Source organism: Variovorax paradoxus (genome assembly GCF_902712855.1).
Lineage (GTDB): Bacteria > Pseudomonadota > Gammaproteobacteria > Burkholderiales > Burkholderiaceae_C > Variovorax > Variovorax paradoxus_Q.
Window position 1 is genome coordinate 50,921 of record NZ_LR743507.1, and the last position, 17,599, is coordinate 68,519.

General features: G+C 69.9%; 15 protein-coding genes. 10 read left to right on the plus strand and 5 right to left on the minus strand.

Going from position 1 to position 17,599, the window contains the following annotated elements; translation table 11 throughout:
- Positions 1–66: 66 nt before the first annotated feature.
- Positions 67–969, minus strand: coding sequence for a LysR substrate-binding domain-containing protein (locus AACL56_RS00290; RefSeq protein WP_339087850.1), 903 nt, complete (start codon positions 967–969; stop codon positions 67–69).
- A 41-nt stretch (positions 970–1,010) separates the two neighbouring features.
- Positions 1,011–2,978, minus strand: a complete 1,968-nt coding sequence (locus tag AACL56_RS00295; RefSeq protein ID WP_339087851.1) for a PEP/pyruvate-binding domain-containing protein — start codon at positions 2,976–2,978, stop codon at positions 1,011–1,013.
- Positions 2,979–3,200: 222 nt separating this feature from the next.
- Between AACL56_RS00295 and AACL56_RS00300 the strand changes: the two genes are divergently transcribed.
- Both AACL56_RS00300 and gorA read left to right on the plus strand, forming a co-directional pair.
- Positions 3,201–4,496: a hypothetical protein gene (locus AACL56_RS00300; RefSeq protein ID WP_339087852.1), complete on the plus strand. Its 1,296-nt coding sequence runs from the start codon at positions 3,201–3,203 to the stop codon at positions 4,494–4,496.
- Between the two features lie 89 nt (positions 4,497–4,585).
- Positions 4,586–5,950, plus strand: a complete 1,365-nt coding sequence (gene gorA, locus AACL56_RS00305) for a glutathione-disulfide reductase (protein ID WP_339087853.1) — start codon at positions 4,586–4,588, stop codon at positions 5,948–5,950.
- A gap of 405 nt (positions 5,951–6,355) precedes the next feature.
- On the opposite strand, the gene AACL56_RS00310 is transcribed toward gorA, so the two are convergent.
- Positions 6,356–7,258 (minus strand): ketopantoate reductase family protein, encoded by a 903-nt coding sequence (locus AACL56_RS00310; RefSeq protein WP_339087854.1) that lies wholly within the window; start codon positions 7,256–7,258, stop codon positions 6,356–6,358.
- Positions 7,259–7,311: 53 nt separating this feature from the next.
- On the minus strand, positions 7,312–8,226 hold the full coding sequence (locus AACL56_RS00315; RefSeq protein WP_339087855.1) for a LysR substrate-binding domain-containing protein: 915 nt from the start codon (positions 8,224–8,226) through the stop codon (positions 7,312–7,314).
- Positions 8,227–8,395: 169 nt separating this feature from the next.
- Between AACL56_RS00315 and AACL56_RS00320 the strand changes: the two genes are divergently transcribed.
- The 8 genes from AACL56_RS00320 (at position 8,396) to AACL56_RS00355 (ending at position 16,648) form a co-directional block, all read left to right on the plus strand.
- A complete protein-coding gene (locus AACL56_RS00320) occupies positions 8,396–9,181 on the plus strand; it encodes an ABC transporter permease (protein WP_339087856.1) in 786 nt (261 codons plus the stop codon).
- 10 nt (positions 9,182–9,191) lie between these two features.
- Positions 9,192–10,220 carry an ABC transporter ATP-binding protein gene (locus AACL56_RS00325; RefSeq protein WP_339087857.1) on the plus strand — a complete coding sequence of 343 codons (1,029 nt, stop codon included), beginning with the start codon at positions 9,192–9,194 and terminating at the stop codon, positions 10,218–10,220.
- A gap of 31 nt (positions 10,221–10,251) precedes the next feature.
- Positions 10,252–11,331 (plus strand): extracellular solute-binding protein, encoded by a 1,080-nt coding sequence (locus AACL56_RS00330; RefSeq protein WP_339087858.1) that lies wholly within the window; start codon positions 10,252–10,254, stop codon positions 11,329–11,331.
- Between the two features lie 6 nt (positions 11,332–11,337).
- Entirely contained in the window at positions 11,338–12,159 is an 822-nt protein-coding gene (locus tag AACL56_RS00335) for an ABC transporter permease (RefSeq protein WP_339087859.1), read from the plus strand.
- Complete coding sequence (locus tag AACL56_RS00340) at positions 12,110–12,658, plus strand: TIGR00725 family protein (protein WP_339087860.1); 549 nt, start codon at positions 12,110–12,112, stop codon at positions 12,656–12,658. Before AACL56_RS00335 ends, AACL56_RS00340 begins: the two co-directional genes overlap by 50 nt.
- 196 nt (positions 12,659–12,854) lie before the next feature.
- The gene (locus tag AACL56_RS00345; protein ID WP_339087861.1) at positions 12,855–14,372 is read left to right on the plus strand and encodes an AMP nucleosidase; all 1,518 of its coding nucleotides are present in this window, start codon (positions 12,855–12,857) and stop codon (positions 14,370–14,372) included.
- 148 nt (positions 14,373–14,520) lie between these two features.
- On the plus strand, positions 14,521–15,531 hold the full coding sequence (locus AACL56_RS00350; protein ID WP_339087862.1) for a Bug family tripartite tricarboxylate transporter substrate binding protein: 1,011 nt from the start codon (positions 14,521–14,523) through the stop codon (positions 15,529–15,531).
- A 112-nt stretch (positions 15,532–15,643) separates the two neighbouring features.
- Positions 15,644–16,648: a Bug family tripartite tricarboxylate transporter substrate binding protein gene (locus tag AACL56_RS00355; protein WP_339087863.1), complete on the plus strand. Its 1,005-nt coding sequence runs from the start codon at positions 15,644–15,646 to the stop codon at positions 16,646–16,648.
- A gap of 249 nt (positions 16,649–16,897) precedes the next feature.
- Here the strand turns inward: AACL56_RS00355 and AACL56_RS00360 are convergent, their stop codons facing one another.
- Entirely contained in the window at positions 16,898–17,599 is a 702-nt protein-coding gene (locus tag AACL56_RS00360; RefSeq protein WP_339087864.1) for a helix-turn-helix transcriptional regulator, read from the minus strand.

Here is a 17,599-nt window from a genome sequence, read left to right on the forward strand (position 1 = left end):
GCCCCCCTCGAGCGGAACGACGAAGACACGCAGCCAGCTTTCGCGGAACGCGAAAGCTCGCGAGGGTTAACCCGCAGCGTCCGTGCAGAGGTGGTCGATGAGCGTGCGCACGTGGCGCGGCACCGCGTTGGCGTCGCGCAGGCCGATCAGCAGGCGGCGCTCGGCCCAGGCATCTTCCAGCGCGATCTCGCGCAGGTTCATCGAGCGCAGGTGCGGCTGTATCGCCTCGCGCGGCAGCACCGCCACGCCCATGCCGGCGGCCACCATCTGGCACATGGCGTCGAAGCTGCGCACCTGGATGCGCAGCCGCAGCCGCCGCCCGAGCGCCTCGGTGGCGGTCTGCAGCCGCTGCGCGAGCGAGGTGCCGCCCGACAGGCTCACGAAGTCGTACTCGGTGGCCTGCTCGAAGCGCACGCTGCGCCGCCGCGCCAGCGGATGGCCGCGCGGCACCACCAGCACCAGCCGGTCGGTGCGGTAGTTGACGATGTGCAGGCCCAGCGAGGGCGTGCGGTCCGCGAAGATGCCGACGTCGGCGCGGCCGTCGAGCACCGCGAGCACGATCTCGCTGCTGTTCTGTTCCTCGAGCTCGATGCGGATGCCGGGGTTGGCCGCCACGAAGCCGGCGAGCTCGCGCGGCAGGAACTGCGTGACCGCCGAGGTGTTGACCCACAGCCGCACCACGCCGAGCACGCCCGAGGCGTAGTCCGAGAGGTCCGCCGCGAGATGGTCCACGTCGTTGAGGATGCGCTGCGCATGCAGGTGCAGCGCGTTGCCCGCCACGGTGAGCGTCACGCCGCGCGAATGGCGCTCGAACAGCTCGGTGCCCACCGCCGCCTCGAGGTCCGAGATGCGCTTGCTCGCCGCGCCCACCGCGAGGTGCGCGAGCTCGGCGCCCTTGCTGATGCTGCCGGTGCGCACCACGAGGTTGAAGAGCGACAGCGAGACGAGGTCGAGGCGGTGCAGGTTCACGGGGAATCTCCTGTGGCTTGGATCGCCGGCCGGCCGCTCGGCTAGCGGCGGCGCTCCACGTAGGGCCGCGCCTGCAGCAGCACGATGCGGTCGCCCACGGTGGCCCACTCGATGTCCTGGTCGACCGCGTTGAAGGTGCGCTTCACCGCCGCGCCCACGCCGGCCAGCCGCACCACCAGTTCGTCGGTGAGCACGTTGCGCCCGGCCTGCACCGGCACTTCCTTCACGCCACCGTCCTTGTCGAGCTGCAGCGCGGTGTCCTCGGCCGAGCGGCTCAGCACCTGGATGGCCTTCGACCAGCTCGAGTACATCACCTGCTCCGCCACGCGCTGGCCTTCGACCACGCGGATGCCGATGCCGCGCTTGGCCGAGATGTAGGTCACGTGCGCGTGGCCCGCATCGAACGGGTCGCGGGTGATCATGACGCCGGCATTGGTCGCGTCGATGGCGGTCTGCACGAACACGCCCATCAGCACCGACTCGGCGCCGAAGCCCGCGGCGCTGCGCGCCTCCCAGGCCTCGGGGTTGAACACCGAGGCCCAGACCTTCTTCACCGCCGCCTCGAGCGCGTCGCCCGTCTTCACGTTGGGCACGGTGGTGTACAGGCCCGCGCCGCTGAAGCCGGGTAGGTCCTCGGAGTTCGACGAGCTGCGCACGAACACGCCACCGCCGCCGAGCCGCGACTGCCAGGCGGCGCGCCACGACGCCGCAGTGGCGGCATCGACCGGCCACTGCACGATCTCGTCGCGCAGCTGCGCCAGCGCCTTCTGCCGCAGCTTGGGGTCGCTCGCGAAGCCGGGCTCCTGCTGCATGCGCGCGATGCGCGAGGCCAGGCCGTTCGCGCGCATGAAGCGGTCGTAGTGGGCGAACGGAATGCAGAAGCCGTCGGGCACCGAGGTGCCCGGTATGCGCGCGGCCTGCATGGCGCCGAGGTTCGCGGCCTTCACGCCGCACTGCGCGCTGTGGCGTGCGCGCAGCGCGGCCAGCGGCAGCAGGCGGTCCTCGCGCAGGTCGGGCCTGATGGCGCGCGCGCCGCCGGGCACCGAGCCGGTGGCGGCCACATGCGCGGCACGCGCGGCGCGCGGCGGCAGCGCGGCGATTTCCTCGGGCGTGAGGCGGCGCAGCTGGTAGCCCGAGGCCGCCACCTTCAGCGCCACCCACTGGCCTGCGTGTTCCTTCAGCACCGCGGCGGCGTCGCGCACATAGGCATTGGGAATGCCCCACCCCTTGGCCAGCAGGTTGACGTGCGACAGCGCGGTCGACGGCCGCTCGGTCAGAACGCCGGCCACCGGCGGCAGGCCGATGGGCACCTGCCGCAGCACCGCGATGTCGTCGGGCAGCAGCGCGTTGATGGCGGATTCGTCCTCCACGATGCGCACGCGCCCGGTCGCGGTCCCGAGGTTCATCGGCAGGTACGGTTGCTCGCGGATCAGCGCCTCCTGGCTCACCGACGCGATGCCGGCTTCCTGCGCCACGCGGTCGTGCAGCGTGGAGTTGGTCTTGAACTTCACCGGCGCGAAGAAGCTCGCCTTCACCTGCGCATCGGCCTGCCGCAGCAGCGCGGGCGTGAGGCGGTCGCCTTCCCAGAACTCGTAGGTGAAGCTGCCGATGTTCTGCTGCCAGCTCAGCGTGCCGAACAGGAAGCGGCGGTCGGGCACGAGGTAGTTGCGGTCGATCTCGCGCTTGGTGGTGCCGGGCGCCAGCCGCGTGTCGCGCAGGAAGCGCACGTGCAGCTGGTAGCGCGGCGTGTCGATGAAGTAGGTGCGCGGCGGCCTGGCCTGCCGGTCGATGACGAACAGCACGTGCGCCAACTGCATCGGCGTGCCGGCGTCGTAGGTGCGCGCGAGCTGGTCGAAGTCGCCCTGGCTGCGCAGTGCCGGCAGCGACGACGGCACCGACGGGCGCGGCACCCGCTGCGCAGCCGGGCCCTCGGGCTGCGGCTGGTTCTGCTGCTGGTAGTAGGAAGGCTTGCGGGCCAGCTGTGCGGCAGCGGGCGCCGAGGCCAGCATGGCGCCGAACGCCACCGCAAGGGCAACAGCACTACATCTTTGATAGCAGGGTCTGCACACCCGTCTGGCGATTCCGCGAGTTTTCATGTTTGTTTCCTCCTTACATCCCGTTGCCGCTTGCACACGCGCTTCACTCACGTACCGACGGGCGGTGACAGCGGCAGCGGATTCTCGCGCGTTACAAAGTTCATCGCTTCGTTAATCAGGGGATCAGGGAACCACATGAATCGAACACGCCTCCCGGCATTTCAACGCCCGCTGCACCGATGGGTGCTCGGCCTGGCCCTGCTGTGCGCGGGCCTCTCGGCCAGTGCGCAACAGGGCCCGCAGGGCGAGGTCGCGCGCCTGAACGTGCAGGAGGGCGCCGTGAGCGTCTCGCCCGCCGGCCAGGACCGCTGGTACGCCGCCCGCCCCGACCGCGCGCTCGGCATCGGCGACCGGCTGCGGACCGAGCGCAACGCACGTGCCGAGGTGTACATCGGCCAGGCCGCGCTGCGGCTCGACGGCGCGACGGACGTCGAGTTCTCCGGGCCCGACGAAATCAGCGTCGGGCGCGGCGACGTGCAATTGCGCGTGGGCGACGACCCGTCGGGACAGAGCCTGCGGATCGACACCGGCAACCTCTCGGCGGACATCGGCGCGCCGGGCGAATACCGCCTCTCCACCGATTCGGCGACCACCTGGGTGGCGGTGGCTTCGGGCCAGCTCACGCTGCGCGGGCAGAACGGCGCCTCGCAGCGGCTGACCGACCGGCAGCAGACCACGGTGTCCGGACGCAACCTTGCCGCAGCGAGAAACACGCGGGCGCAGAACAGCAGCTTCGACGCCTGGGTGGCCGAGCGCAACCGGTTCGACAGCGCGGGCGGATGGCCGGGACCTTCGCGCCTCGCCCAGCCGGCCGCGCCGTCGGCGGCAACGATCGCGCGCGAGCAGCAGATCGAGTACGAGCGGGCGCAACAGGCGCAACAGGCGCAATGGCTGGAGCAGCAGCGCGGGGCGCAGGCAGCCCAGCAACTGCAGGAGTGGCAGCGCGACCAGGAATGGCGCCAGCAGCAGGAATGGCGGCAGCAACAGGACTGGCGCCGGCAGCAGGACTGGCGCCAGCGTGCCGAGCAGGACCGCTGGCAGCAGCAGCGGCAACAACAGCAGGTGCAGCAGCAACTCCAGCAGCAGCAACAGCAGGCCCTGCGCCAGCAACAGGAACTGCAGTTGCGCGCCGCGCAGGCGCAGGCCCAGCAGCAACAGCAGTTGCTCCAGCAGCAGCGCGCAGCACAGCAGGCGGCACAGGTGCAGCAACAGCAGCAGCAGCTTCGCCAGCAGCAGGAACTGCAATTGCGCGCCGCGCAGATGCAGCAGCAGGCCCTGGCGCAACAGCAGGCCCAGCAGAACGCGATGCGCCAGGCCCAGGAGGCGCAGCTGCGCGCCATCCAGCAGCAACAGCAGCAGCACGGCACCGCGCCCGCCGCACCGCGCGGCGACGATCCGCGCCGGCTCTGGACCTCGCCCGACTCGCGCTGAACGGCCGCCACGCCCGCCACGGGTCTGCAAGCCCCGTCGACAGCACCGCCTTCGCACCGCCGCTACAGTCGGCGGCGAAGGAACCTTTCATGCCCACATTCGACTTCGATCTCTTCGTCATCGGCGGCGGCAGCGGCGGTGTCCGCGCGGCGCGCATGGCCGCGCAGACCGGCGCGCGCGTCGGCCTGGCCGAGGCCGCCGACCTCGGCGGCACCTGCGTCAACGTGGGGTGCATTCCGAAGAAGCTCTACAGCTACGCGGCCGGCTATGCCGAATCGTTCGAGGAATCCGCGGGCTACGGCTGGACGCTGCCCAAGGAGCCGCATTTCGACTGGGCGCATCTCAAGTCGCAGCGTGCCAGGGAAATCACCCGCCTCAACGGCATCTACGCGTCGCTGCTGAAGAACTCGGGCGTGACGCTCGTCACCGGCTGGGCGCAGCTGGCCGACGCCCACACCGTGGAAGTCGACGGCAAGCGCCACACCGCGCGCCACCTGCTCGTGGCCACCGGCGGCACGCCCTTCGTGCCGGACATCGCGGGCCGCGAGCACATCGTGACCTCCGACGCGATGTTCGACCTCGACCCCTTTCCCAAGCGCCTGCTGGTGGTGGGCGGCGGCTACATCGCCTGCGAATTCGCGTCGATCTTCAACGGCCTGGGCTCGAAGGTGACGCAGCTGCACCGCCGCGCGCACCTGCTCACCGGCTTCGACGACGACGTGCGCCAGTTCGTCGCCAACGAGATGGGCAAGGCCGGCGTGGACGTGCGGCTGAACTGCGAGGTCACGTCGGTCGAACGCCATGCGCATGGGCACGGTTTCACCGTCACACTCGCGCGCGGCCAGCAGCTGGAGGCCGACACGGTGCTCTTCGCCACCGGCCGCGTGCCCAACACGCAGGGCCTCGGCCTCGAAGCCGCGGGCGTGAAGCTCGACGAGAACGGCGCGATCGCGGTCGATGCGCACTACCGCACCTCGGTGCCTTCGATCCACGCGGTGGGCGATGTGTCCACGCGCATTCAGCTCACGCCGGTGGCGCTGGCGGAGGCCATGGTGGTGGTCGACGAACTCTTCGGCAAGGGCAAGCGCCGGCTCGACTACGAGTTCATTCCCACCGCCGTGTTCACGCACCCGAACATCGGCACCTGCGGCTACAGCGAGATCGACGCGCGCGCGAAGTTCGGCAAGGTGACGGTGTTCTCCAGCGAGTTCAAGTCGCTTCGCCACACGCTGTCGGGCAGCACCGAGCGAACCTTCATGAAGCTGGTGGTGGACACCGCCAGCGACCGCGTGGTCGGGCTGCACATGGTGGGCCCGGACGCCGGCGAGGTGGTGCAGGGCTTTGCGGTTGCGATGCGCGCAGGCGCGACGAAGGCGATCTTCGACAGCACGGTGGGCATTCACCCGACGGCGGCCGAGGAGTTCGTGACGATGCGCGAACCGATGCCGGGGTAGAAGAGCTCGCCCCCAGGCTTCGCGCACTTCGTGTCGCTTCTCCTACCCCCTACCGGGGGCAACACCTGAGGCCCGGCAGAGCCGGTTCCTCGGTGTTTCTGGCTCGCCCCCAGGATGCGCGGCACTTCGTGTCCGCTTCTCCTTCCCCCTACCAGGGGCAACACCTGAGGCCCGGCAAAGCCGGTTCCTCGGTGTTTCTGGCTCGCCCCCAGGATGCGCGGCACTTCGTGTCCGCTTCTCCTTCCCCCTACCGGGGGCATCACCTGAGGCCCGGCAGAGCCGGTTCCTCGGTGTGTCTGGCTCGGCCCCCAGGCTTCGCGCACTTCGTGTCGCTTCTCCTATCTTCTACCGGTGGCAACGCCTGCGGCCCGGGCAAAGCCGGTTCCTCGGTGCCGCGAAGGGCGGTCAGCTGGTGTGCTGTTTTTGTTCGAGCAGCTTCACCAGCACGAACAGCACGCGGTTGGCGGGGGTGGGCACGCCGAGTGCCTCGCCCCTGCGCACGACGAGTCCGTTGAGGTGGTCGATCTCGCTGAGCTTGCCGCGCGCGAGATCCTGCGCGGTCGATGAGTACTGCGTGGGCATGGTCTGCGCGATGGCGCGCAGGGCGGCCTGGGTGTCGCCGGCCACCTGCACGCCCTCGGCCTTCGCGACGGCGAGGCACTCGGCGACGACGTCGCGCAGCACGTCGGCCACGCCCGTGCCCTGCACCAGCACGCCATACGGCAGCTGGGTGATGGCCGAGAGGGCGTTGTAGGCGCAGTTCAGGATCAGCTTGGCCCAGAGCGCGCCGCGCACGTTGTCCGAGATCTGCGTGGGCACGCCGGCGGCCTCCAGGTGGCGTGCCACCTCGTCGCTGCGGCGCGCGGGAGCGATGACCAGTTCGCCCCGCCCGTGGTGCCGCACATGGCCGGGGCCGGCCATCTCGGTGGCGACGTAGACCACGGCGGCGGCCACCTCGTTCGCGGGCAGCACCGCGCGCACGCGGGCGTCGTTGTCCACGCCGTTCTGCAGCGTGAGCACCAGCGCGTCGGGCGACAGGTGCGGCGCTATCTGCGCGGCAGCCGCTTCACTGTCGGTGGACTTCACGCAGAAGAGCACGAGGTCCGCGCCCCGCACCGCGCTCGCGTCGGTGCTCGCATCCATCGGCACCAGCGCATCGAAGGCGCTGGTTTCGAGCCGCAGCCCGTTTGCCTTCACTGCCTCGACGTGCGAGGGCCGGCCGACCAGCGCGACCTCGTGGCCCGCGCGCGCCAGCATGGCGCCGTAATAGCAGCCGACTGCGCCGGCGCCCATGACTGCAACTTTCATCGGATCGGTTCCTTGTGGTCTGTGCGACCTGCGAGGTTAATCAACATGGGCGTTTACGCCTCGGTCTCCACGCCGCGCGAGGCCGTGCCTTCGTCGAGCAGCCATTCGCGGAACGCCGCGAAGGCGGGCAGGTCGAGCCGGTCGGGCCGGTAGCAGAGGTAGTGGCCCTGGTTCACGCTCACCGGCGTGCCGCACGGGCTGCGCAACGCGCCTTCGGCCAGCTCTTCCTGCACCAGCAGCTTGGGCACCAGGCCGATGCCGAGGCCGTTGAGGGCCGCCTGGATCAGCGCCGAGTACTGCGCGAAGCGCGGACCGGCCACGGTCTGCACCTCGGGCACGCCATGCTGCGCGGCCCACTGGCGCCAGGCGGTGGGCGCGCCTTCATGGTGCAGCAGCGTGTGGCCCAGGATGTCGGCGGGCTGCGCGATGCGATGGCGCCCCTCGACCAGTGAGCGCGCCACGATCAGCACGAACTCGCGGCCCGCGATGTATTCGGACACCACGCCAGGCCAGCCGTCGGGGCCGTAGCGGATCGCCGCATCGACGCCCGCCGGGATGCCGTCGCTGGGCTCGAGATGACGGCTGAAGCTCAGCATGACGTGGCGGCTCTTCTGGCTGAAGGCCGGCAGCCGCGGAATGAGCCACTTGGTGAGGAAGGTGGGCACGCTCGCGAGCGTGAGCAGGCCGGCGCCGGCATCGCCCGAACGCGCTTCGAAGGTCGCGGTCTCGATGGCGCGCAGGCCGCCCGAGATCTTCTGCCAGTACACGCGCCCCTGCGGCGTGAGCTGCACGCCGCGCCCGTTCTTCTGCAGCAGCTCGCGACCCAGGAAGGCCTCGAGCCCGGCGATCTGCTTGCTCACCGCGCTCACCGTGATGCACAGCGCGCCCGCCGCCAGCGTGATGCTCTGGTGACGCGCCACGGCGTCGAAGGCCAGCAGCTCCTGGATGGTGGGGCAGTCACGCTTCATGCGGCCTGGCCTCGCTGTGTGAAATCTGCATGAAAAACATTTTCCGATTGCTCAAGTGTCGTCATCCAACATTCACCCATGGACGGCCGTGCGCTTCCTAGAATTCGAGCCGATGCGACGGAAGCCCCAGCGCAGACAGTAGCGCATCCGGAAAGTATGCCGAGCGCGCATGACACTGGAGACTCTCTTGGTTCGCGGCATCTCGCTCATCTACGGCCTGTACCTGCTGCTGCCCATCGCCCTGCTGCTGGTCGGCAGCGTCGGCGGCAACTGGACCAACACGCTGCTGCCCACGGGCATCACCGGCCAGTGGTACGTCGACCTCTGGCTCGACACCTCCTTTCGCAAGGCCTTCGTCAGCAGTCTCGTGGTGGCGATGAGCGCCTGCGCGATCAACACGGTGCTGGCGCTGCCGCTGGCCTATGCGCTGTACCACGGCGCGCGGCGCGGCGGCAGCCTGGCGGCGCGCATCGTGAGCGCCACGCCGGTGGCGGTGCCGGCCATCACCCTGGCCTTCGGCTACATGATCGTGTTCAACACCGACCTCGCGCCCTGGCTGGGCTCGATGCCGCTCCTGATCGCGGCGCACGCGATCCTCACGCTGCCCTACCTCACGAACACGCTGCTGACCGACCTGCGCCACCTCGACCTGGGGCGGCTCGAGCAGGCCGCCGCCACGCTGGGCGCATCGGGCTGGCAGCAGTTCACCGGCATCGTGCTGCCGAGCCTGCGCCAGAGCCTGGTCAGCGGGCTGGTGATGGTGGCGGCCATATCGGTAGGTGAATTCGGCGTGTCGAACCTGCTCACGAGCTTCCAGAACCGCACCTACCCCGTGGTGCTGCTGCAGGCCTTCTACGGCGCGACGGGCTTCGCCTGCGCGGCCACGGTGATCCTGCTGGTGCTGGCGAGCGCGTCGGCGATTCTTTCCTCTTCCCTCGTGAAGCAACGCGCATAGGCGGTCCGCCATGAGTCTCCTCCTCGACAACGTCAGCTACAACTACCCCGGCAGCACGCACGGCCTGCACGAGGTCTCGATCGACGTGCGCACCGGCGAGCTGGTCGCGGTGATCGGGCCGAGCGGCTCGGGCAAGTCGACGCTGCTGAAGCTGGTGGCGGGCCTGGAGACGGGCCACGCCGGGCGCATCGCACTCGGCGGCGACGACATGTCGCGCACGCCGGTGCACCAGCGCCACATCGGCATGGTGTTCCAGAGCTATGCGCTGTTCCCGCACCTGAGCGTGCTCGACAACGTGGCCTACGGGCTCAAGCTGCGCAAGGTCGGCACCGCCGAACGGCGCCGGCGCGCACAGGAACTGCTCGACATCGTCGGGCTGGGCGACTTCGCGCAGCGCGCCGTCGCGCAGCTGTCGGGCGGGCAGCAGCAGCGCGTGGCACTGGCGCGCGCACTGGCCATCGACCCGCGCGCGCTGCTGCTCGACGAGCCGCTGTCGGCGCTCGACGCGAGCGTGCGCGGCCACCTGCGCGACCAGATCCGCAGCATCCAGCAGCGCTTCGACGCCACCACGCTGCTGGTCACGCACGACCAGGAAGAAGCGCTGGTCATGGCCGACCGCGTGGCCATGCTCAAGGACGGCCGGCTGCTGCAGATCGCCACGCCGCGCGAGATCTACGAGAACCCCGCGAGCCGCGCGGTGGCCGAGTTCGTCGGGCTCTCGACGATCCTGCCGGCGCGGGTGAGCGGCGCGGACCGCATCGACCTGGGCTTTGCCGAACTCGCCGCGCCCACCGGGCGGCGAGCCCGCGGCGCCGAGGTGCATGTGCTGGTGCGCCCCGAACACATCCGCCCCGACCCCGCGCCCGATGCGCCGAACCGCCTCGCGGGCCGCGCCGGCGCGCAGCGCTACCTGGGCGCGCTCACGCGCTACGACTTCGAGGTGCCGGGTGCCGGCAAGCCCTTCCTCGCCGAATCGGCATTGCCGGCTGCAGGGGCGATTGCCATCGCGCCCGAACACCTGCGCCTGCTCGACCACTGATCTTTTCACTGTTTCCCTTCAAGGAGCCACCATGCAACGCAGACATCTGATCCAGGCCGCCGGCGCATTGCCATTGGCCACGCTCGCCGCCCGCACCGCCTTCGCCTTCGACGGCCCCGAGCTCTATGCGGGCGAGAAGGCGCTGTATGCCGAAGCGCAGAAGGAAGGCCTGTGCGTGTCCTTCGACACCGGCCCCGAATGGGCCAACTGGAAGTCGCTGTTCGCCGCCTTCAAGAAGCGCTACCCCGAAGTCGAACTGACCTACAACGACATCGGCTCCGCCGCCACCGTGGTCGCGCTCGAGAAGACCAGGCGCCGCCCGCAGGCCGACACCGCCTACTACTTCGCGGCCTCGGGCGTCGATGCCGCGAAGAAGGACCTGGTCGCGCCCTTCAAGCCCGCCAACTTCGACAAGCTGCCCGCGGTGTTCCGCGAGGCCGAGGGCCGCTGGTTCACCATCCACACGCTCAACATCGCGTTCCTCGTGAACCGGAAACTGGTGAAGAACGTGCCCACGGGCTGGGCCGACCTGCTCAAGCCCGAGTTCAAGGGCACGGTGGTGTACCTCGACCCGCGCTCCACCGGCATCGGCCAGGTGCTGACCTTTGCTGCCGCCTATGCCAACGGCGGCAGCGTCGACAACGTGCAGCCCGGCACCGACTACCTGGGCACGCTGCATGCGGCCGGCAACGTGCTGCGCGTGGAAGGCACCACGCCGTACGCCAAGTTCCTCAAGGGCGAGATCCCGGTGTGGATCAGCTACGAGAACGACGGGCTGAAGGCCAAGCACGTGGACGGCATGGGCGACGCGGTGGAGGTGGTGATCCCGAAGGAGGCCAGCGTGGCCGCGCCCTACGCAATCAGCCTTGTGAAGAACGGCGCGAACCCCAACGCCGGCAAGCTGTGGCTCAACTTCATCATGAGCGAGGCCGGCCAGGCGCTGTTCGCGCAGGGCTTCGTGCGCCCCGCCGTGCCGGGCACGCCGCTCTCCGCCGATGTCGCCGCCAAGATGCCGCCCGCGCCGCAGATCCGCCCGCTCGATGTCGTCAAGGCTTCCGAGCGCAAGGCGGACGTCGACAAGCTCTGGGCGCAGGCCGCGCTGGGGAAGTAGGCCGCGATGCGACGCTTCGGCGCCTGGCCCGCGTGGGCCTTCATGGCGCTCTTCTTCGCGGTGCCGCTCGCGGCGCTGCTGCCCGAGGCCTTTGCCGAGGGCGGCAGCGCCTTCGGGCGGCTGTTCGGCAACCCGCTGTTCTTCGGCGCGCTGCGCAACACGCTGGCGCTCGGGCTGGCGGCGGGCGCGATCTCGGCGCTGGTGGGCACGTGCATCGCGATCGAGCTCGCACGGCAGCCCGGGCACCGGCGCCAATGGATGATGACCTTGCTGGGCCTGCCGCTCGCGTTCTCGGGGCTGGTGATTGCCTACGGCTTCATCCTGGCCTTCGGCCGCGCGGGCTTCGTGACGCAGCTGCTCGCGGGGCTGGGGGCCGACCCGGCCGTGATCGGCAGCTGGATCTACAGCGTGTCGGGCCTGGGCTTCGCCTATGCCTATTACCTGATCCCGCGCGTGGCGCTATCGCTCTACCCGGTGTTCGCCAACCTCGACCTGCGCCCGGCGCAGGCGGCGCGCACGCTGGGTGCGTCGAAGGCGCGCGCGTTCTGGGACACGGTGGTGCCCGAGGTGATGCCCTCGGTGCTGTCGAACGCCTGCATGGTGGCCGCCATCGCGATGGGCACCTACGGCACCGCGCTCGCGCTGGTGGGCACGCAGCTCAACATCCTGCCGCTGATGCTGCTCGCGCAGGTGGGCGACGGCGGTTCGGATTTCGCGGTGGCAGCGGCCTTGTCGCTGGTGCTGATGGTGGTGTGTGTGATCGTGATGGGAGTGGGCGATGTCGTTACGCGAAGGCGCGAGCGCGGTGCTGTCGGCGCCGGTCACTGAGGCGCTGAGGCGCCTGGCGCAGAAGCAGTGGGGGCCGCAGCGCCATCGCCAGCCAGTGGCCATGCTGGGCCCCGGCGACGGCGGACCAGCCGAGTGCGAGGCCGCCTACGCGGTGGCGCATGCGCTGGCCGGCGCGGGCATGGCGGTGGTGTGCGGCGGGCGCGGCGGCGTCATGGCCGCGGCCTCGCGCGGCGCGGTGGAAGCCGGCGGCATCGCGGTGGGCATCCTGCCGGAAGACGACGACCGCAATGCCAACGAATGGCTCAGCGTGGCCATCCCCACCGGCATGGGCGAGATGCGCAACGGCATCATCGCGCGCAGCGGGGTGTGCCTGGTCGCCATCGGCGGCAACATGGGCACGCTGTCGGAAATGGCAATGGGCCTGAAGTGGGGCAAGCCGGTGTTCGTGATGCACGGGGACGTGGCGCTGCCGGGGGCGGTGCAGGCGCTCGACGTGGACGACATGCTCATGAAGGTGCTGGGCTGCCTGCTGGGTTGACTGCCTGTTCGCGGTCTGTTCAAGACGAGTGCGCAGGCCACCGGGTACTTCCCTGCGCGAATGTCCTCCCGCCTGCGGCCTCCACCTGTTGGTGAACCGCGATCGACAACCGCCGTGCACCGCGATCCCGTCGGCGGCATCGCGCCCTGAACGAAACGCGCTGAACGGAGCACACGCCACATTGCACAATGCCGCCATGCCCTACATGCCCACTTTCGTCGCCCCCGCCCGCTTCACCGACGCCGCCGCAGCACTCGAACAGGTCAAGGCCATCTACCAGGGCGGCCTTTCCCACCTGCGCGAGTCGATGCTGCGCTTCGTGGCTGGCGAGGCGCTGCCCGGCCGGGTGCGGGCCTGCTACCCGTTCGTGCGGGTGCACACGCACACCGTCTCGCGCCACACGCCGCCGGCCAATGCGGGCCTGAGCTACGGCTTCGTGGCCGGACCCGGCCGCTACGAGACCACGCTGACGCGGCCCGATCTCTTCTCGCGCTACTACCTCGACCAGTTCCGCCTGCTGCTGGAAAACCACCAGGTCGAGCTCGAGGTGGGCACCAGCACGCAGCCCATCCCGATTCACTTCTCGTTCGCGGAGAACGACCACATCGAAGGCACGATGAGCAACGAGCGCCGCGCGCTCATGCGCGACGTGTTCGACCTGCCCGACCTGGGCGTGATGGACGACGGGATCGCCAACGGCACCTTCGAGGCGCGCGACGGCGAGGCGCAGCCGCTGTCGCTGTTCACGGCCGCGCGGGTCGACTACTCGCTGCACCGCCTTCGCCACTACACGGGCACCGCGCCGGAGTGGTTCCAGAACTTCGTGCTGTTCACCAACTACCAGTTCTACATCGACGAGTTCGTGCGCCTGGGCCACGAGGCGATGGCCGACGAGAACAGCGAGTACATCGCCTTCATCGAGCCGGGCAACGTCATCACGCGGCGGCGCGGGCTGGCCGCGGGCCAGAGCGAGGCCTTCGCCCACCTGCTGGACGGCAGCCAGGGCACCGCGCCGCCGCGGCTGCCTCAGATGCCCGCCTACCACCTCGTGCGCGAGGACTACAGCGGCATCACCATGACCAACATCGGCGTGGGCCCGGCCAATGCCAAGACGATCACCGACCACATCGCGGTGCTGCGCCCGCACGCCTGGATGATGCTCGGCCACTGCGCCGGCCTGCGCAACACGCAGCAGCTCGGCGACTACGTGCTCGCCCACGCCTACGTGCGCGAGGACCACGTGCTCGACGAGGAACTGCCGCTGTGGGTACCCATTCCGGCGCTGTCGGAAATCCAGCTCGCGCTGGAGAAGGCGGTGGCCGACGTCACGCGCTACGAAGGCCCCGACCTGAAGAAGATCATGCGCACCGGCACGGTGGCCAGCACCGACAACCGCAACTGGGAGCTGCTGCCGGGCAACCAGCCGCAGCGCCGCTTCAGCCAGAGCCGCGCCGTGGCGCTGGACATGGAAAGCGCGACCATCGCGGCCAACGGCTTCCGCTTCCGGGTGCCCTACGGCACGCTGCTGTGCGTGAGCGACAAGCCGCTGCACGGCGAGATCAAGCTGCCCGGCATGGCCAACCACTTCTACCGCGAGCGCGTGGAGCAGCACCTGCGCATCGGCATGCGGGCCATCGACATCCTGCGCGAGGAGGGCTCGAGCCGGCTGCACAGCCGCAAGCTGCGCAGCTTCGCGGAAGTCGCGTTCCAGTAAGAAGAAGGGCTCCAGACGGGGCTTCGAGCCGGTCGGCGGATGCGCCGCGGTGCACGCGCACCATCAGGGTTTGTCCTGCCGCCGCGGCACGCTGATCGCGGCGTTTCGCGGACATCATCCGGTTTCCCCCACAGAAACCGGAAAGAAGATGACCCAGTCGCGTTCCGTACCTCTCACCCGCCGCAGCTTCTCGGCATGGATCGCGGCCTCGGCCGCGGCCGTCGGCGGGGGGCAAGCAGCCCTGTGGCCGCGCGCGGCGCACGCCGCCGACGCACCGCTGAGCAGCAGGCTTCGCATCGTGATTCCCGCCAACGAAGGCGGCGGCTGGGACCAGACGGGCCGCGCGCTCGGCGCCGCGATGCTGGCCTCCGGCGCGGTCGGCAACGTGGTGTACGAGAACATCGGCGGCAAGGGCGGCACCATCGGCCTGGCGAAGTACGCCGAGAAATACGATGCCGATCCCGACACGATCCTGATGAGCGGCATGGTCATGGTCGGCGCGGTGGCGCTGCAGAAGCCCACGGTCACGATGGCCAGCATGACGCCCATCGCCCGCCTCACCAGCGACTACGAGGTGGTTGCCGTGAAGGCCGACTCCCCTCTCAAGACACCGAAGGACCTGATCGCGCAATTGCGCAGCGACGCGGCCAACACCGTGATCGCGGGCGGCTCGGCCGGCGGCGTGGACCACATGTACGCCGGCATGCTGGCCCGCGTGGCCGAAGCCTCGCAGTCGCTGGTCTACCAGGCCCATCCAGGCGGCGCGGAAGTCGTCGAGGCGCTCGACAGCGGCAAGGCCGCCGCGGGCATCTCGGGCTACAGCGAATTCAGCGAAGGCCTGGCCAGCGGCAGGCTGCGCGCCATCGGCGTGTCGTCGAAGCGGCCGTTCCAGGGCATCGCGTCGGTGCGCGAGCAGGGCGTGGACGCCGACCTCGCCAACTGGCGCGGCGTGCTCACCGGCCGCAAGGTGCCCCCGTACCGCAAGGCGGCACTGCTGACCGTGGTGCGGCGCGCCACCGCCACGGACCTGTGGCAGAAAACCATCAAGCAGAACAACTGGGACCCGTTCTGGATGGAGGGCAAGGATTTCGAGAATTTCCTCGAAACCGACACGGCGATGGCTGGGCCGCTGATCTATCTGCTCAAGCTCAAGGCCTGAAGAACCGCCCGCCGTCGGGCCTTGACTCGGGTTTTCCCTAAGTGGAAAACCCGAGGTGCTGACACGTTTTTCGGACATCATCCGGTTACTTTTAAAGACAACTGGAAACAAAATGCCGCATCCCGTGCCAGCCGGCCTCTCCCGTCGCCACCTCGCTGCATGGATGGCATCGGCCGCCGCCGCGGGCGCGATGCCTGCGCTTTGGCCTCGCCTGGCCGGTGCGGCCGAGCCGCAACTGGTGCCCAAGCTGCGCATCGTGATTCCCGCCAACGAGGGCGGCGGCTGGGACCAGACCGGCCGCGCGCTCGGCGCGGCAATGGTGGCCTCCGGCGCGGTCGGCGAGATCGGATACGAAAACATCGGCGGCAAGGGCGGCACCATCGGCCTGGCGAAGTACGTCGAGAAGTACGACGCCGATCCCGACACGATCCTGATGAGCGGCATGGTCATGGTCGGCGCGGTCGCGCTGCAGAAGCCGCCGGTCACCATCGCGCAGGTCGCGCCGGTGGCCCGCCTCACGAGCGACTACGAAGTGGTGGCGGTCAAGGCCGACTCGCCCATCAGGACGCCGAAGGACCTGATCGCCCAGCTGCGCGCCGACGCGTCGAAGACGGTGATCGCCGGCGGCTCGGCCGGCGGCGTGGACCACATGTATGCAGGCATGCTGGCGCGCGTGGCAGGCAACACGGCAGGCCTGGTCTACCAGGCGCACCCCGGCGGCGCGCAGGTGGTGGAAGCGCTCGAAGCCGGCAAGGCGGCCGCGGGCATCTCGGGCTACAGCGAGTTCAGCGACCACCTCGCCAACGGCAAGCTGCGCGCCATCGGCGTGTCGTCCAAGCGGCCGTTCCTGGGCATTCCGTCGGTGCGCGAGCAGGGCGTGGACGCCGACCTCGCCAACTGGCGCGGCGTGCTCACCGGCAAGAAGGTGCCCGCCGAGCGCCGTGCCGTGCTGCTGGAAGCCGTTCGCCGCGCCACCGCGGCGGACCTCTGGCAGAAGACCATCAAGCGCAACAACTGGGATTCGTACTGGATGGCGGGCAAGGACTTCGAGAGCTTCCTCGACCTCGACACCGCCATGGCCGGTCCGCTGATCTACCTGCTGAAGCTCAAAGCCTGAACTGGGCTCGCCCCCAGGATTCGCGCACTTCGTGTCGCTACTCCTTCCCCCTACCGGGGGCAACACCAGAGGCCCGGCAAAGCCGGTTCCTCGGTGTTCCTGGGCTCGCCCCCAGGATGCGCGCACTTCGTGTCGCTACTCCTTCTCTCTACCGGGGGCGACACCGGCGGCCCGGCGAAGCCGGTTCCATGGTGTCTCTGGCATTGAGCCGCGCCGTACGAACCGTTGTTCGGGATCGTTCGCCGTCGTTCATGCAAAGAGTTCCGGCATCTCGCGCTGCGCCTTCGGCGTGAGCGTGAGGGCGCGGCCGTCGAGTTCCTGCCGCACCCAGCCGCGGCGCAGCGACAGCTGCAACCACGCAGCGCCGAGCGCGCCGCCGAGGTGCGGGCGGCGCTCGCTCCAGTCGAGGCAGGCACAGGCGAAGCGGCGGCGCGAGCGGCGCACGGTGTCGACGTCCACGCCCAGGCTTTCCAGTGCGACGGCACCTTCGTGCGTGAGGTCGTAGGCACCGGTCTGCAGGCCGCTGAGCCAGCCCTGCGCATGCAGCCGGTCGTGCAGCGCCACGCCCACCGTGCCGGCCATGTGGTCGTAGCAGGTGCGCGCGCTGCGCAGGCGGCTCGGCGTGCTGGGGCTGAACCCGGGCGTGCGCGGCGCGCCGGCCACCACCATCAGGCTTTCGAGCGCCGCGGCCACGTCGTCGTTGGCCAGTCGGAAATAGCGGTGCTTGCCCTGCACCAGCAGTTCGACGAGGCGCTCGTCCTTCAGTCGCGCGAGGTGCGCGCTGGCGGTCGACGCGGCCACTTCGGCCACGGCGGCCAGCTCGGTGGCGGTGCGCGCGTGGCCGTCCATGAGACAGCCGAGCATGCGGGCACGCGCCGGCTCGGCGATGGCGCCGGCGAGGCGAGCCAGGTGAAAGTCGGCGGTGTCGGTGGAGGTGGCGAGCGTATCCAT

Coding starts and splice junctions, on each gene's coding strand:
- AACL56_RS00320 (WP_339087856.1), top strand. CDS start 8,396: ATGACACTGGAGACTCTCTTGGTTCGCGGCATCTCGCTCATCTACGGC.
- AACL56_RS00300 (WP_339087852.1), top strand. CDS start 3,201: ATGAATCGAACACGCCTCCCGGCATTTCAACGCCCGCTGCACCGATGG.
- AACL56_RS00350 (WP_339087862.1), top strand. CDS start 14,521: ATGACCCAGTCGCGTTCCGTACCTCTCACCCGCCGCAGCTTCTCGGCA.
- AACL56_RS00330 (WP_339087858.1), top strand. CDS start 10,252: ATGCAACGCAGACATCTGATCCAGGCCGCCGGCGCATTGCCATTGGCC.
- AACL56_RS00360 (WP_339087864.1), bottom strand. CDS start 17,599: ATGGATACGCTCGCCACCTCCACCGACACCGCCGACTTTCACCTGGCT.
- AACL56_RS00325 (WP_339087857.1), top strand. CDS start 9,192: ATGAGTCTCCTCCTCGACAACGTCAGCTACAACTACCCCGGCAGCACG.
- AACL56_RS00310 (WP_339087854.1), bottom strand. CDS start 7,258: ATGAAAGTTGCAGTCATGGGCGCCGGCGCAGTCGGCTGCTATTACGGC.
- AACL56_RS00315 (WP_339087855.1), bottom strand. CDS start 8,226: ATGAAGCGTGACTGCCCCACCATCCAGGAGCTGCTGGCCTTCGACGCC.
- AACL56_RS00335 (WP_339087859.1), top strand. CDS start 11,338: ATGCGACGCTTCGGCGCCTGGCCCGCGTGGGCCTTCATGGCGCTCTTC.
- AACL56_RS00340 (WP_339087860.1), top strand. CDS start 12,110: ATGTCGTTACGCGAAGGCGCGAGCGCGGTGCTGTCGGCGCCGGTCACT.
- AACL56_RS00355 (WP_339087863.1), top strand. CDS start 15,644: ATGCCGCATCCCGTGCCAGCCGGCCTCTCCCGTCGCCACCTCGCTGCA.
- gorA (WP_339087853.1), top strand. CDS start 4,586: ATGCCCACATTCGACTTCGATCTCTTCGTCATCGGCGGCGGCAGCGGC.
- AACL56_RS00345 (WP_339087861.1), top strand. CDS start 12,855: ATGCCCTACATGCCCACTTTCGTCGCCCCCGCCCGCTTCACCGACGCC.
- AACL56_RS00295 (WP_339087851.1), bottom strand. CDS start 2,978: ATGCTGGCCTCGGCGCCCGCTGCCGCACAGCTGGCCCGCAAGCCTTCC.